The sequence below is a fragment of the Aeromonas sp. S13(2024) genome, from assembly GCF_041402405.1.
GTDB lineage: Bacteria > Pseudomonadota > Gammaproteobacteria > Enterobacterales > Aeromonadaceae > Aeromonas > Aeromonas veronii.
In genome coordinates this window covers 267,944-281,118 of sequence record NZ_JBGLRA010000002.1, presented here as the reverse complement: position 1 = coordinate 281,118, position 13,175 = coordinate 267,944, and the positions used below count along the sequence as shown (strand labels likewise).

The window sequence follows — 13,175 nt, the reverse complement described above, 5'->3', positions numbered from 1 at the left end:
ACGCCAATCCTTGCAAGTCACTCTTGCAATCTCTTGTCCATGGGATAGTGCTCCCGCTTGACAACACTGCCAGCACATCGGCTGGGTTATAAAGGGGACCTGCTAGACGACGCTCGGCATCAGATGCGCCCTCTGCGGGTGGTTGCCCTGTGTAGGCACTGACATTATTTACCATTATGGTAATTTTTTTCCACTTATTCTTTGATGAAAGGGTGTGCAGCTCACAAAACATACCCGTGCGAGGCTAGATGACAATACTATCATAATGGCTGGGGTGCAGTGGGTTCTACCCCGGATGTTTGAACTACATTCACCAGCATCTTGTCTAGTCACTCCACCGCGCCAGCAAGCGGGCTAGAAAACCGAGCAGCCCTGAATGGTGTTGGCTCGGTTCCAGTTCCGTTGCCAGCAGCTTGATACCTGCAATCAAGAGACCCAACCATAGGAATGCCATTCCAACGAACTCAGACCAATGTAGTTTGCGCGCAACAGCTTGGAAGGCCATGGTACGGATATCCAAACCGGTTGTGAGCTGAGGGATTTCTTGAATCTTGCTGATGATCCATGCCGGTAGTAGCCAGTAGAAAAGCCCATATCCGATGAGGCCCAGCATTAGAGCACCCCACCAGGAACTCATCAGCATAGTGCTGGCGGTGTCGGTGATAAGTGACTGGTTTCTCCGTCGATAGTACCGTCGGCTCATAGTTCAAAGACCTTTCCATGAATCTTGTTGGAGAGAGAGTAAAGGGACTCAGTATGCGCTAAAAAATGTGCGTATAAAATGGTCTGTGTTCTAATCGGCGCACCGCTTTTTCTATTGTGCCGGAGGAGTCATGGAACAGAATCAGGATCTCTTTGCCGATGATCACGCCTCACTGGGGCAGCTGGTCGATCGCCTCGACCAGATCCCGGCTTCCGAACTGACGGCCAAATGGCCCAAAGCCCTGAGCGAGCTGGTGGATGTGCTGGCCTGCGAACTGGCAAGAGGGGGGATGGGGCCCGAGCAGGCCAAGGCACAGGCCCGAAAGCTGGCGCTGGTACAGGCCCACTATATGGGGGGGCGTGCCTACTACATCCCCACCGGGGATCATCTCAAGGCCGCGCTGCGGGATAGGGCTATCTGGGATGAGTTCAACGGCCGCAATATCGACCAGCTTGCCCGCAAGCATGGACTGTCGGTACCCCAGACCTATGCGGTGGTGGCTGAGCAGCGGGAATTAGTAAGAACGCGTATTCAAGGTCGTTTAAATTTTGAATGAAAAAAGGGCGTCCAATGACGCCCTTTTTTATAAGTTGGTCCCGATCCTTTGCGGGACGAAGCCTCAGCCAAAGGGGGGACCGTTTTTTTCAGAATCCACAAGTTGCTAGCACTTGTTGATGTAAATTCGATAAGATTGCCGAAGTATAACAAAATTCAGGAACAAGGCAACAATGCGCTTAGACACAAGAATCGACAGGTCCGGTTTGGAACCTCAGCAGCTTTTCTTCATAGAGTGTTGGTCTAGTCTTTGTTGTTTGCAGAGTATTGACAGTGATCGTGTAACCTACAACAACGTGCTCAATGCTACAGAAGAATTGTTGGAGTTGTATGCCCATGGAGATAAGTTTCGTGCGGTAGAAAAACGATATCATATTATTCAAGAGCTTTTAGAAATCTTGCGAACAGATCCTTGTTTAGACAAGGATGTTTTTAAAAAAATAACAAAACAGATTCTATCTATTTGTGGCGATGATGATAAAAAACTAAATGTTCCAAATACAAGCCCAATAGAAAAGAGAAAGGCATTGATATGTAGCCTTTTGAATCAGTTATCTAGCTCGGTAAGAGCACATTATCGTGATATCTCTGTTGGAATACTAAGAGAAAATTTGCTATCAGGACCTGTTGATTCAGATGAGGTGTTTGGTAGAATATATAGTGTTACTAATTCTCTGATTAGTGTGTTGATAACTCTTGGAATGCCTACGACAGAATGTTTTTCTCTAGTTAAAAATTATTTGTTCAATAGGGTGAATTCATTTGATGAGTCGTTTGATTCCTTGGTTTCCAAAATAACACTCAAACCTTTCCTTGTTAAAATAAAATTAACTCTCGCTAATGAGCGGTTATATCTGTTGGTTGATGAGGCCGGCGGTGATATAAATTTTAAAAATTGTGTTTTCTCAACAATAAAGAATGGCATAAATAACTCAATTGAGGTTGAGATTGAAGTTGAAGCTATCTCATTCAGTGCAGCAAAGAAAAAAGCCGATGCAGATTTACATAAAGCGCTAGACGTTATTGCTTACATGATGGGAAGGGCTGATATCCAAATACACAAACAGTTTGTAGCAACAAACGTCATAGAAAACCGAAGTAAGACGTTACGTGATGTTGAAAAACCATTGATAAATGCACTAGATAGATTGAGCCGAAATGAATTCGAATTATATATGGAAACAATGTCACGCTTGCACGAGCAAGCAACCGAAAAAACAATAAGAAAGGTTAGTGCTGCGTTTCGATTTTTTAAGAATGGTTTATCTGAAGACACTGCAGAAAGCAGGTTTACCGCGTACTGGTCTGCTTTGGAGTCACTAACCTTAGATGTAACTGAACAACAGTTAAGCCATGATGCTCATGTAATCTTGGCTGTACTTCCATGCATTCGCCTTGACTATCCAGTCAAACAGCTATTTGCATTGCGAAGTGTCGCTAAAAAGTTGAAGTGGGAGAGTTTTTTAATTAATGACACATCCATTGATATTAGAAAATCGAATCTTGGAGACCTATACTTAGCATTAAAAAACGATGATGTTGTTAACGATGTTATGCAGCGTTTAAATAGCTATCCATATGCTAAATTCAGATTTGGAGCATTTTTGAAACTCTGTAAAACACCATATCCGCTCGCAGTGAAAATTCAAGAACATGAGAGAAAAGTCGAGCTACAGCTGCATAGACTCTATAGAACAAGAAACGCCATTGTTCACAATGCAGCAACGCCTGATCGATTGGATATGTTAATCGTAAACTTAGAGCATTATCTTCGTAGTACGCTAAATGCTATGGTTTATATGATGGATAGTGCACCTAGCATATCTTCTCCTGAAGAAGCATTTAATCGTTATCACTATCTTTCTGAATGTATTTTGGCCGAAATGGATCCATCTGTTTCAGAAAGGGATGCGAGCAAAGAGGGTAAGAGGAAATCTATTTTAAATGGGACTGTTAAATTAAGCGATTCACACTTGTTCGAGTGGTTAAGCTTACATTCGTGATATAAAAAGTAACTTACCATAAACCCCAGCCATAGAGGCTCCTCGGTACGCTGCTGATAACGCAGTTCACCGAGGGGCCTTTATGTTATCACTCGCACTTAAATGGCTGCTTCGTCCCGATGTGGAAGGGGGCGAAGTCAACCATCCCGCCGACCGTGGTGGTCATACCAAGTACGGCATCGCCGATGCTGCCGATGGCAAGAAGGACGGCATGGCCGACCTCGATCGGGATGGGGTACCCGATATCGCTATCGGTGATCTGACTCCGGCCCATACCGAGCCCTTTTACCGCCAGAACTACTGGGCTCCCGCCCGCTGTGACCTGATTGCGAGCTTAAGCCCGGCCCTTTCTATCGCCGTGTTTGATGCTGCGGTGCATCACGGGCCGAAACGCGCCATCCAACAGCTGCAGCAGGTCTTGGGGGTGATGGCAGATGGTCGCCTTGGCCCAGTGTCGATTGGTAGGCTCAAGCAGCAACTGGGCGCCAAGGGCGAGGGCCAGTTGTTGCTGGCTCTGATGATGCAGCGGGCCTGCTTCATGCACGGCATTGTGCGCAAAGACCCGAGCCAGTGGGCCAATGCCGATGGCTGGATCAACCGACTGCTGCGTCTGCAAAGCTACCTCCTTTCCGACGTGGTTGGTGAGGTGGTGGCATGAGCGTGCTGACCATCAAGCAACAGAAGGCGGCGGCCGCGATCCAGGCTGCGGGCTGCTTTGGCATCCCTGAGCTCAAGAACCCCCGTTATCTCGCTTGCTTCAAGGATGGGCGCAAAGCCCATCTCAAGGCAGCTCTGGCCAATCAGATCGCTGACCCGAAGGCGATCCCGCTCTATAGCCGCCACCAGACCCGTCAATCCCTCTTTGAGAAGGGGTGGCGCTCGGTGACCGAACTGGATCGCCTGCGGGCCCGTGCCCGTCATTGCCAACCTCCGTTATTTCAACCCAAAAAGAAGGAAGCCCATCATGCCTGATTCCCTGTTACCTCAAGCGAAGTCTGCCTTCAAAAGCCGCACCGTGATCGGTGGTGTGATTGCCGTGGGGGCCGGTATCGCTGGCCTGTTTGGTGTACCGGTCGATGCGGGTACCCAAGCCAGCTTGGCATCCACCCTGGTGGATCTGGCCAGTGCGGTGGGTGGCCTGCTCGCCATCTGGGGCCGCATCAAGGCGACCCATACCGTCCGTTAAAACACTGTTTGAGCCTGTCCCAGTAGGCGTGATTGGCGCAACCAGTTTGGTCTCGGACAGCGCGCAGAAACCGCAGCGTACATGCAGTACGTGAGGCTTTCGAGCACTGCCCAGGGCCAAAATGGCAAGTGAAATAGCCTAATGGGATGGGCTCCGGGAGAGGTCATGTGACAGACCATATAGACCGCGCCCAGCAGGCCGATGCCGATCGGACTGGGCGCATTATCGAAGCCCACCAGAACAGGGCAAGGCCACACGGCGATGGTATCTGCTGCGATTGTGACGAAGCCATCCCGATCTCCCGCCTTGTAGCCGAGCCTTGTGCCGAGCGCTGTATCGAGTGCCAGACCCTGTATGAGCGCAAGGAGGCGACCCGTGTGGGAATTCATCGTTAAGAACTGGGGGCCTCTTTATGCATTGGCCAGCTTGGTGGGTTTGGTGGTCATCATCTTGCTCTCCAAAACCTACGCCAAGCGCGAAGACCTCACGGCCCTGGTGCAGAGAGTCCAGCGGGTGGAGCAGGTACTGGCTGATCTGCCGAGCGAGCGTGAGCTGCACAAGCTGCAGTTGGAGATCAGCGAATTGCGGGGGGAGTTGCGGGAGGTGAAGCCGGAGCTGCGCCAAGCCCGTCGTCTTGCCGATTTGCTATTGGAAAATGAGCTCGCCGCCGTACAGAAGGAGAAGCCATGAGTATTCAAGCGATATTGGACGCCCAGCAGAGGCTGGTGATCCTGCGCTCCCTGCTGGATATCGGTGGTGCCGCCAACGAGTCAATCCTCAATGACTGCCTTGACCAGCTGGGTACCGGCCGGGTGACGCGGGATCGGGTGAAGACCCTGTTGGCCTGGCTGGAAGAGCAGGGGCTGGTGCGCATCGAGCGGCTGGCCACGGTGCAGGTGGCTCACCTGACCGGTCGGGGGCAGGACGCAGCAGAGGGCCGTGCAACGGTGCCCGGCGTCAAGAAACCCAGGGCGGAGGATTAAGCATGGCCGATAAACCGACCCGAGGTCGCGCCAGCAAGGTGTGGCTGCTGCCTGAGTCCATCCGCAACGTGCTCAACGAGATGCTGCGGGATAAGGGCAACAGTCAGGCCGCCATCCTGGATGAGATCAACGGCCTGATCGAGGAAGCTGGGCTGCCAGATGATCTCAAGCTTTCCCGCTCCGGGTTGAGCCGTCATGCCAGCCAGGTTGAACAGGTCGGCCAGCACCTGCGGGATTTGCGAGAAACCACGGCCGCCTTGACCTCCCAGCTTGGCGACAAGCCGATGGGGGAGACCACCAAACTCATTCTGGAGCTGGGCCGTTCCCAGTTGTTCAAGGCGATGCTGGCTCAGGTGCAGAACCCGGAGGAGGCGGTGGATATCGACATGCTGAAAAACGCCATGCTGGCAGCCCAGCGGCTCGAATCGACCGCGATGCAGAGTCATAAGCGGGAGAAGGAGATCCGCCAGGCATTTGCCGAAGAGATCGCCGCCAAGACCGAAGCCATCGTGACCCAGGCGGGCTTGAGCGGTGAGGCTGCTGCCGCCATTCGCCGTGAAATATTGGGGATTGCCTGATGACCACGATCGCCCAGCAGTTGGCCCAGACCCTGGGTACCGAATACAACCCCGACGAGGTGTTGCTGCCGTACCAGCGGATCTGGATTGCCGACGAGAGCCCGCTCAAGATCGCCGAGAAGAGCCGCCGTACCGGTATCACCTGGGCGGAGGCGGCTGATGCGGCCCTGACGGCCTCCAAGACCAAAACGGCCGGGGGTTGCCACCACTTTTATGTGGGCAGCAACAAGGAGATGGCCCGCGAGTTTATCGATGCGGTGGCGATGTGGGCCAAGGCGTACAACAAGGCGGCCGGTGAGATCCAGGAGGAGGTGTTCACCGACGACGAGGATAAAGCGATCCTCACCTTCGTGGTCTATTTCGCCTCTGGCTTCAAGGTGCAGGCGCTCTCCAGCAACCCCTCCAACCTGCGGGGGATGCAGGGCAATGTGACCATCGACGAGGCCGCATTCCACGACCGACTGGCCGAGGTGTTGAAGGCCGCCATGGCGCTGACCATGTGGGGCGCCAAGGTGCGCTTGATCAGTACCCATAACGGCGTCGATAACCTGTTTAACCAGCTGATAAACGACAGCCGAGCGGGCCGCAAAGCGTATTCCATCCATACCATCAGCCTGGACGATGCCTGCCGCCAGGGGCTCTATCGTCGGATCTGCCAGGTCAAGGGCGGCCTTTGGACACAGGAAGCCGAGGATGCCTGGAAGGCGGGGCTGCTCAAGGCCACTGCCACCGAAGAGGATGCCCTTGAGGAGTATTTCTGTGTACCCAAGCAGAGCAGTGGCGTCTATATCAAGCGCACCCTGATCGAGCGGGCGATGCAACCGGATATCCCCATTCTGCGCTTTACCGCCCCCAAAGACTTTGAGCTCTCGAGCGAGGAGACCCGCAAGGCGGTGGTGGATATCTGGTGCGAGGAGAACCTCAAGCCCTGTCTGGAAGCGCTCGATCGCAGTTGTCGCCATGTGCTGGGGGAAGATTTCGCCCGCAAAGGGGACTTGTCGGTGTTCGTACCGCTCTCCCTCGCCACTAATTTGCGAAAACAGGTGCCTTTTGTGGTGGAGCTGGTCAATGCCCCCTATGAGAGTCAGCGCCAGATCCTGTTCTACCTGCTGCAGGGGTTGCACCGTTTCACGGCGGCGGCCTTCGATGCCACCGGTAACGGCGGCTATCTGGCAGAGGCGGCCCGCTTGCGCTGGGGGGCCGGAATGATCGAGTGCGTGATGCTGAACGACCCCTGGTATCGGGAGTGGATGCCCAAGCTCAAGGCGGAGTTTGAGGATGGCAACCTGACCATCCCGCGCCATGCAGATGTGCAGGATGACTTGGGGAAAATCCAGGTCATCAACGGCATCCCCAAGATCGACAAGGGCAAGAACACCGGCCAAGGGGGCCAACAGCGCCACGGTGACTTTGCGGTGGCCTTGGCCATGGCGGTGCGGGCCAGCTGGATGGAGGGAGGCGCTATCGAGTTCACCCCACTGCCCAACAAGCGCGATGAAGCAAGGGGCGATAACCATCATTCGTTCGAGAGAGGGGCCTGGTAATGGGCAGGATCATCGATATCAACGGCAATCCCCTGCGGCTTGAAAAGGAGCCGCAGACCGAGAACTCGGCGGCGCTTGCCCAGTTGCGCCGTCACTACAGTGAACACCCCACGGTAGGGCTTACCCCGAGCAGGGCGGCGGCCGCATTGAAGGAGGCAGAACAGGGCAACCTGATCGCCCAGTGCGAGCTGGCCGAAGACATGGAAGAGAAAGATGCCCACCTGCAGAGTGAACTAGGCAAACGTCGCCGCGCTCTGCTGGGGGTGAGCTGGACAATCGAGCCGCCCCGCAACGCCACCCCGGCGGAGAAGCGCGACAGCGAGATGATCCGCGAGCTGATTGAGGACTTTACCTGGTTTGATGATGCCATCTTTGACGCCACCGACGGGATCCTCAAAGGGTTTTGTGCCCAGGAGTTCTGCGGCTGGGAGCTGGTGGAGGGATTACAGCTCCCCAGGGGCATCATCTGGCGCGATCCCGCCTGGTTTCAGACCCACCCTGATGATCGCAATCAGCTGCGGCTGCGGGATAACAGCCACGAAGGGGTTGCCCTCAACCCGTTTGGCTGGCTGCTGCACAAGGCCAAGTCAAAATCGGGTTATCTGGCCCGCACCGGCCTTGTCCGTACCCTGATCTGGCCGTTTCTGTTCAAGAACTACAGCGTGCGGGATCTCGCCGAGTTTCTGGAGATCTACGGCCTGCCGGTGCGGCTTGGCAAATACCCGGAAGGGGCGACCGAAAAAGAGAAGGCCACCCTGCTGCAGGCGGTGCTCTCCATCGGTCATAACGCCGGGGGCATTATCCCGCGCGGGATGGAGATTGAGTTCCAGAACGCCGCCAGCGGTCAGGCCGATCCCTTTGTGGTGATGATGGAGTGGTGCGAGCGCTCCATGAGCAAGGCCATTCTGGGGGGCACCTTGACCTCACAGGCCGATGGCAAGAGCTCGACCAATGCCCTGGGCAATGTCCATAACGAGGTGCGCCAGGAGGTACGGGATGCTGATCTCCGCCAGCTGGCCGCCACCCTGACCCGCGATCTGGTCTATCCCCTCTATGCCCTGAACGGCAAGAGCTATCAGGGCCCCCGCCGCAGCCCCCGGCTGGAGTTTGATGTGACCGAGCCGGAGGATATCTGCCGTTATGCCGACAGCCTGCCCAAGCTGGCCGCCTGCGGCATGCGCATCCCGCTCGACTGGGCTCACAAGAAGATGCAGATCCCGCAGGCTGAACCCGATGAGCCGCAACTGGTCGCCGCTACGTCGGTCAGCAAGCCGCCAGCTGATAAAGGGGAGGGGTGATGGCGGTGGCTGTTTTTAGCGACCGCTCTTCTTTAGCCCCCTCTCCCCTTGCGGGAGAGGGGTGGGGTGAGGGGGAGGTTGCAGGGGGAAAATAAAAATACCCAAGCGGCCAGATACTGACGGCTTGGGTATCGCGCCCACCCCTATCCCTGTTGGTATACAGCCATTTCGGCTACTGGGTGACCTGTTCGCCTAGCTCTGTATGAGCCGCCTGCATACCCCTTGTCGATTTGAATCGCGCCGTGAGAGCAAAGGGCTGTTCACAGGGCTTAACTCGCAAGAGTGCTCAAATCTGTGGCGGTATTGCCGCCTTTCAGAGCGTTAAGGTGCTCTGACACCTGTTTGGGTGTCCGGTGAGGCTACCACTGTGCCGGGTACTCCTCAATCCCTTCCACCTGGAAGCCGTGTTGCAGCAGGGCTTGGCGGATCAGAAAGGGGACAGTGTGAGCATCGCTAGGCCATGTGGACGCTATTTCAGCGCTGGCCTTATCAAGGTGGCCCACCAGTTGTTTGCAAGTTAGTGGGGGAGAAATGGATGAGAACCAAATCGAATCATCCTGATGGCTATCGAGTAACAGCCCATCGTTAAATTGAATGCGCGCTTGAAAAACTATTCGAAAGGTATCCTGCCCTTGGTGATGCACAATCAGGCGCTCTTCCGGGTTGATCTTGTGCTGTTTTCCGCTGCGGGCATCGCGCCGCAGGTTGTAGAAGATGTGCTGGAAAATCACCTTGCCCTCAACCCGATAAAATTTCTTCGTCTTGGTTTCATCATCGATAGACCAATAGAGGCGAAAGGATTGGCGGCGCAGCGTATGGCCATAGCGGGTCAGCAATTCGGTCAGTTGCCCCTCATTGGCCAGTTTCGTCCCTTTTGCCCACGCGCTGACAATAGATTGCTGGGTTCGGCAAAGTGCGGCGATCTCTTTTTGCGTAAGACCATCGTTGAGAGCAAGCCGGATAAGGGCCCGAGTCTGTTTAAAAGGGCGCTTGGCGCCGGTGGATTGCTCGTTCTGTGTCATAGGGATCCAGATAAGGGGGGACGAGCCCCCCGGTGCCTCTTGCTTACTTTTTGCCGCCGCTTTTCGGGGTCTGCGGATTCAATTGCCAGCCACGGTTCCCCTGATTACGGTCATAGGTAGGGTTGGTACCGTTCGAGCCTTTGTTGGGGTTGCTGATATCGGCATTGTGGTTTGATTGCTTGGTCATAACATTCTCCCTTGTGTGTGTGATGACGAGAGAAATGTTAGCTAATTCATAATCTTATACCATTGATGATTTAATGATAAAAGTTGATAAACCGTGATATTTGACCTGGCTGCCCAATTTTCACTGGGCGCAGGATACGAACACTGGCACAACAAGCAGCAGGGGGAATCAGATGGCAAATAACGAGAGTGTGCTCAATATGGTGGGGTTGGTGGAGGCGAGCGACTATCTGGCCAGCTTGCTGGCACGGCTCGCTGCACTGGAGCAGGGGAACGGTGTGGCTGCGGTCAGCGCTTTGCCAGAATTGCTGGCTGCCCAGCCCGATCCCCGCTCTCTTTACTTCGGCACCCCGCAGGAATACGGTGCTGCCCACCAGTTCGGCCGTGAGGAGACCCACCTGCCCGAGCGCCCCTATCTGGGGTTGTCAGAAGGGGATAAACAGAGCGTGTTGGAGACGCTGGAGGGGTATCTCATAACTGATTGAAAAGGATTGAGGTTTGGTAATACTCAATGCCATCATATCCAGACTTCGATTGAGGCTGGTGTACGATGAACGAGCAAATGATTACCGATAAAATTTCTATTCCACTTGGAGAGGGAAGAGGTGAAAAATTCTTCTCATCCATTGAGCAATACAATGAATTCATTAGAAATGAGCATGCATTCTGGAAATGGATTGGGGGACGGTTAGAGCATCCATTGAATTATTTGCAGGACTTTGTTAAAACAAAATGCATCAACGACTTGTTAATAAACATTGATGCTAATAACGCTAGCAATCATATTAGGATTCTTAGTGAGAGGCAGAAACGATGGCTTCCTATATATTCCTTTACTCCCGAAGGGCAGTTTATTAAACATCTTCATGATAGTTATGGGCAAGTGATAGGCATGTTTGCACTATTGCATATTACAGATTTGACTTATAATGAGCTATCTGTAGTTGCTCGGCAAAATAATCATTACGCAGACTTGATGAAGATTTACTCTACGCAAAATGCTATCGCCATTAATATGGTTCTTTTATTTAAGAACAAACAGCAAGGAACTACGGTCTATGTGGATTCCATTGAGGCGATGCATAAAGAATTTACATATACACTTTCCTGTGTTGAGGAAAAGCTCAGTCAGTCTGTAGATGAATACAATAATAAAATAAATTCAATAATTGATAAGCATGAGTCACTTTATAAAAAAACAAAAGAAAAGTTTAAGCGATGGAGCGAACGTTGCCTAGCTGGTATTAAGAAAACGCGGGTTTTTGCAGAAAATACATTCATCGAATCTAAAGAAGATATTAAGCAGGCTGCTACAGCTTACCATGAGCAAGTTGATCTCGATGCTTCGGTATGTTATTGGCTAACTAGAAAATCTACAAATCAACGAAATTCTTTTATATGGTTGATTTTTGGTGTAGGAGGTTCAATCGCATTAACTTTCATTTTATTGGTTGAATACTATGCAAAGGGTGGCATCGTTGGCATTTCGAAAAAAATTGCTGAGAGTGGTGATGAAGTCGGGGGCACGGCTCTTACGGTCACATCTATGGCGATAGATAGTGGAATGGAACATCTAGTATTCAACACGACAGGAGCTGCTCTTGTGGTAACCCTGATGGCAGTTATCATCAGAGTTGCACTACGCCAGTTTAACACTTATTCACATCTCAGCCTTGAGGCGGAAGAACGGGTCACTATGGTAAAAACTTACTTAGCCTTGTTGAATGAAGGCAAGCTCAAGTCCGATCAGGATCGCCATCTGGCATTGGAAGCTTTGTTCCGAACTTCTCAGACCGGGATGATTGCCGAAACCTCCTTTAACAGTCCCGTTGATATCATAGTGAAATCATTGGCCGACAAGGCCAAGGTATAGACATTTTTGGGTTCAGCCCCATCCAAGTGGGCGGGGCATACAGCTTGGCTGCTTGTAGGAGCGATTTAAACACCCTTAAACAGCAAGAGCGAGTCACATAGCTGGAATACGTTACTCATGGAGATGAAAGTCATCTATGTTCGGAAGTCCGTATTCTCTAGGGTTTTTGAATCCTCTTATTAAGGAGAAGTCGCAGCATGAACATGCAACTCGGGTGGTATAACAGATAATTTCGCTCTCATCTTCAAGGTCAAAGTCACAGTCTTTATAATGAACTAAAGTAAAAGCACCGCATACGGGGCAATCCGTAACATCACCAAAATCATCATTCGCATTGGTTCTAGCGAATGCCGCATATCTTTCCATTATGGTATGGTTATCACATTTGAAAATATAATCATCCTTAATGTTATTCATGTCTAAGGGGTTGTTATAAGCTGCGCGGCAGAACTCTTTTAGCATTGCTATCTTACCAACATCAATAGATTCAGAGTTAGACATTTCAAAGAGTTCCTCTAGAGGTTTCAATGAGCATGCTAACTGTGAATACTTCCATTTTGATTCATTTTGTGTGAATACTTTTTTATTTAGTATTTTCTTCAAAAGAGGCAATACGAACTTACAAATTAAAATATCAAAGGAATCGTAGTTGAGAATAAAAAGACCTCTGTGCCATATCCTATTTCTAAGACTGTTAAGCTCTCTTAGCGTATCGAAGTCTACTGGAGACAGCGCAAGCTCTTTTATTTCATCGATCTCGCCGCCTAACTTTATTACGCGGTTAATTGTTTCTCCGAACTCTATCGACAGGAGTTGGGTATCTTCTTTTGGTGTAACTTTCTGGCCTTTTAAGATCTTGAAAAGTAGAGTAGCTTGGTCATCTTGTATGCGATCACTTAGTAATGGATGTTCATTTCTCAAAAAACTTTTCAATACAAGTTCAAAGAAATGCTGAAAATGGATAATGGTTTCAGTATAAAGAATTTGATAGGTGTTTTTTGCTGAAATTTTAGAGTAGTCAACAATGGGGGTATTTATTAATGGTGCAAATTCATACTGAAGCTCTTTATATGTTGACGCGTAAGCTTTTAATGCGATCTTCAATGAGATATATGCTAGTTCAAGGTCTGAGTGATCGGTGTCGCACTTATAACCATTTTGAACAATTTTCTTAATCTGATTCATATAAATAGTCGTTATTAGTAATCTGAAGTGTTCTAACCTACCATAAACCCCATCCCCCT

Annotated in this window: 17 protein-coding genes; 13 read left to right on the top strand and 4 right to left on the bottom strand. The window is 51.3% G+C overall.

Annotated elements, in window-relative coordinates; all coding sequences use genetic code 11:
- Positions 1 to 325 precede the first annotated feature (325 nt).
- Entirely contained in the window at positions 326 to 613 is a 288-nt protein-coding gene (locus ACB042_RS05040) for a hypothetical protein (protein WP_371177947.1), read from the bottom strand.
- A 220-nt stretch (positions 614 to 833) separates the two neighbouring features.
- Between ACB042_RS05040 and ACB042_RS05035 the strand changes: the two genes are divergently transcribed.
- The 11 genes from ACB042_RS05035 to ACB042_RS04985 all read left to right on the top strand — a co-directional run bounded on the left by ACB042_RS05035 (position 834) and on the right by ACB042_RS04985 (position 8,850).
- Positions 834 to 1,259 carry a Mor transcription activator family protein gene (locus ACB042_RS05035; protein ID WP_371177946.1) on the top strand — a complete coding sequence of 142 codons (426 nt, stop codon included), beginning with the start codon at positions 834 to 836 and terminating at the stop codon, positions 1,257 to 1,259.
- A gap of 256 nt (positions 1,260 to 1,515) precedes the next feature.
- The gene (locus ACB042_RS05030; RefSeq protein ID WP_371177945.1) at positions 1,516 to 3,261 is read left to right on the top strand and encodes a hypothetical protein; all 1,746 of its coding nucleotides are present in this window, start codon (positions 1,516 to 1,518) and stop codon (positions 3,259 to 3,261) included.
- Between the two features lie 82 nt (positions 3,262 to 3,343).
- The gene (locus ACB042_RS05025) at positions 3,344 to 3,919 is read left to right on the top strand and encodes a glycoside hydrolase family 108 protein (RefSeq protein ID WP_371177944.1); all 576 of its coding nucleotides are present in this window, start codon (positions 3,344 to 3,346) and stop codon (positions 3,917 to 3,919) included.
- The gene (locus tag ACB042_RS05020) at positions 3,916 to 4,233 is read left to right on the top strand and encodes a hypothetical protein (protein ID WP_371177943.1); all 318 of its coding nucleotides are present in this window, start codon (positions 3,916 to 3,918) and stop codon (positions 4,231 to 4,233) included. Before ACB042_RS05025 ends, ACB042_RS05020 begins: the two co-directional genes overlap by 4 nt.
- Entirely contained in the window at positions 4,226 to 4,447 is a 222-nt protein-coding gene (locus ACB042_RS05015; RefSeq protein WP_005353373.1) for a hypothetical protein, read from the top strand. The genes ACB042_RS05020 and ACB042_RS05015 overlap by 8 nt, the downstream gene beginning before the upstream one ends.
- 167 nt (positions 4,448 to 4,614) lie before the next feature.
- The gene (locus tag ACB042_RS05010) at positions 4,615 to 4,842 is read left to right on the top strand and encodes a TraR/DksA C4-type zinc finger protein (protein ID WP_201915720.1); all 228 of its coding nucleotides are present in this window, start codon (positions 4,615 to 4,617) and stop codon (positions 4,840 to 4,842) included.
- Positions 4,823 to 5,137, top strand: a complete 315-nt coding sequence (locus ACB042_RS05005) for a DUF2730 family protein (RefSeq protein ID WP_016350122.1) — start codon at positions 4,823 to 4,825, stop codon at positions 5,135 to 5,137. The genes ACB042_RS05010 and ACB042_RS05005 overlap by 20 nt, the downstream gene beginning before the upstream one ends.
- Complete coding sequence (locus tag ACB042_RS05000) at positions 5,134 to 5,430, top strand: hypothetical protein (RefSeq protein WP_058059547.1); 297 nt, start codon at positions 5,134 to 5,136, stop codon at positions 5,428 to 5,430. The genes ACB042_RS05005 and ACB042_RS05000 overlap by 4 nt, the downstream gene beginning before the upstream one ends.
- A gap of 2 nt (positions 5,431 to 5,432) precedes the next feature.
- On the top strand, positions 5,433 to 6,008 hold the full coding sequence (locus tag ACB042_RS04995) for a DUF3486 family protein (protein ID WP_371177942.1): 576 nt from the start codon (positions 5,433 to 5,435) through the stop codon (positions 6,006 to 6,008).
- Positions 6,008 to 7,552, top strand: a complete 1,545-nt coding sequence (locus tag ACB042_RS04990; protein ID WP_371177941.1) for a terminase large subunit domain-containing protein — start codon at positions 6,008 to 6,010, stop codon at positions 7,550 to 7,552. The genes ACB042_RS04995 and ACB042_RS04990 overlap by 1 nt, the downstream gene beginning before the upstream one ends.
- Positions 7,552 to 8,850: a DUF935 domain-containing protein gene (locus ACB042_RS04985; RefSeq protein ID WP_371177940.1), complete on the top strand. Its 1,299-nt coding sequence runs from the start codon at positions 7,552 to 7,554 to the stop codon at positions 8,848 to 8,850. Before ACB042_RS04990 ends, ACB042_RS04985 begins: the two co-directional genes overlap by 1 nt.
- Before the next feature lie 359 nt (positions 8,851 to 9,209).
- Here the strand turns inward: ACB042_RS04985 and ACB042_RS04980 are convergent, their stop codons facing one another.
- Both ACB042_RS04980 and ACB042_RS04975 read right to left on the bottom strand, forming a co-directional pair.
- Positions 9,210 to 9,872 (bottom strand): hypothetical protein, encoded by a 663-nt coding sequence (locus tag ACB042_RS04980; protein WP_371177939.1) that lies wholly within the window; start codon positions 9,870 to 9,872, stop codon positions 9,210 to 9,212.
- 43 nt (positions 9,873 to 9,915) lie between these two features.
- Entirely contained in the window at positions 9,916 to 10,059 is a 144-nt protein-coding gene (locus ACB042_RS04975; RefSeq protein WP_005345903.1) for a hypothetical protein, read from the bottom strand.
- 172 nt (positions 10,060 to 10,231) lie between these two features.
- Between ACB042_RS04975 and ACB042_RS04970 the strand changes: the two genes are divergently transcribed.
- Positions 10,232 to 10,543: a phage virion morphogenesis protein gene (locus ACB042_RS04970; RefSeq protein WP_371177938.1), complete on the top strand. Its 312-nt coding sequence runs from the start codon at positions 10,232 to 10,234 to the stop codon at positions 10,541 to 10,543.
- A gap of 65 nt (positions 10,544 to 10,608) precedes the next feature.
- Positions 10,609 to 11,931 (top strand): DUF6161 domain-containing protein, encoded by a 1,323-nt coding sequence (locus tag ACB042_RS04965; protein ID WP_371177937.1) that lies wholly within the window; start codon positions 10,609 to 10,611, stop codon positions 11,929 to 11,931.
- Between the two features lie 111 nt (positions 11,932 to 12,042).
- Here ACB042_RS04965 and ACB042_RS04960 read toward each other — a convergent pair whose 3' ends face one another.
- Complete coding sequence (locus ACB042_RS04960; protein ID WP_371177936.1) at positions 12,043 to 13,116, bottom strand: hypothetical protein; 1,074 nt, start codon at positions 13,114 to 13,116, stop codon at positions 12,043 to 12,045.
- Between the last annotated feature and the right edge of the window lie 59 nt (positions 13,117 to 13,175).

Excerpts from the sequence above, each read along its gene's own strand:
- ACB042_RS05040 (WP_371177947.1), bottom strand. The coding sequence starts at position 613 with ATGCTGGGCCTCATCGGATATGGGCTTTTCTACTGGCTACTACCGGCA.
- ACB042_RS05035 (WP_371177946.1), top strand. The coding sequence starts at position 834 with ATGGAACAGAATCAGGATCTCTTTGCCGATGATCACGCCTCACTGGGG.
- ACB042_RS05025 (WP_371177944.1), top strand. The coding sequence starts at position 3,344 with ATGTTATCACTCGCACTTAAATGGCTGCTTCGTCCCGATGTGGAAGGG.
- ACB042_RS05020 (WP_371177943.1), top strand. The coding sequence starts at position 3,916 with ATGAGCGTGCTGACCATCAAGCAACAGAAGGCGGCGGCCGCGATCCAG.
- ACB042_RS05015 (WP_005353373.1), top strand. The coding sequence starts at position 4,226 with ATGCCTGATTCCCTGTTACCTCAAGCGAAGTCTGCCTTCAAAAGCCGC.
- ACB042_RS05000 (WP_058059547.1), top strand. The coding sequence starts at position 5,134 with ATGAGTATTCAAGCGATATTGGACGCCCAGCAGAGGCTGGTGATCCTG.
- ACB042_RS04995 (WP_371177942.1), top strand. The coding sequence starts at position 5,433 with ATGGCCGATAAACCGACCCGAGGTCGCGCCAGCAAGGTGTGGCTGCTG.
- ACB042_RS04990 (WP_371177941.1), top strand. The coding sequence starts at position 6,008 with ATGACCACGATCGCCCAGCAGTTGGCCCAGACCCTGGGTACCGAATAC.
- ACB042_RS04985 (WP_371177940.1), top strand. The coding sequence starts at position 7,552 with ATGGGCAGGATCATCGATATCAACGGCAATCCCCTGCGGCTTGAAAAG.
- ACB042_RS04980 (WP_371177939.1), bottom strand. The coding sequence starts at position 9,872 with ATGACACAGAACGAGCAATCCACCGGCGCCAAGCGCCCTTTTAAACAG.
- ACB042_RS04975 (WP_005345903.1), bottom strand. The coding sequence starts at position 10,059 with ATGACCAAGCAATCAAACCACAATGCCGATATCAGCAACCCCAACAAA.
- ACB042_RS04970 (WP_371177938.1), top strand. The coding sequence starts at position 10,232 with ATGGCAAATAACGAGAGTGTGCTCAATATGGTGGGGTTGGTGGAGGCG.
- ACB042_RS04965 (WP_371177937.1), top strand. The coding sequence starts at position 10,609 with ATGAACGAGCAAATGATTACCGATAAAATTTCTATTCCACTTGGAGAG.
- ACB042_RS04960 (WP_371177936.1), bottom strand. The coding sequence starts at position 13,116 with ATGAATCAGATTAAGAAAATTGTTCAAAATGGTTATAAGTGCGACACC.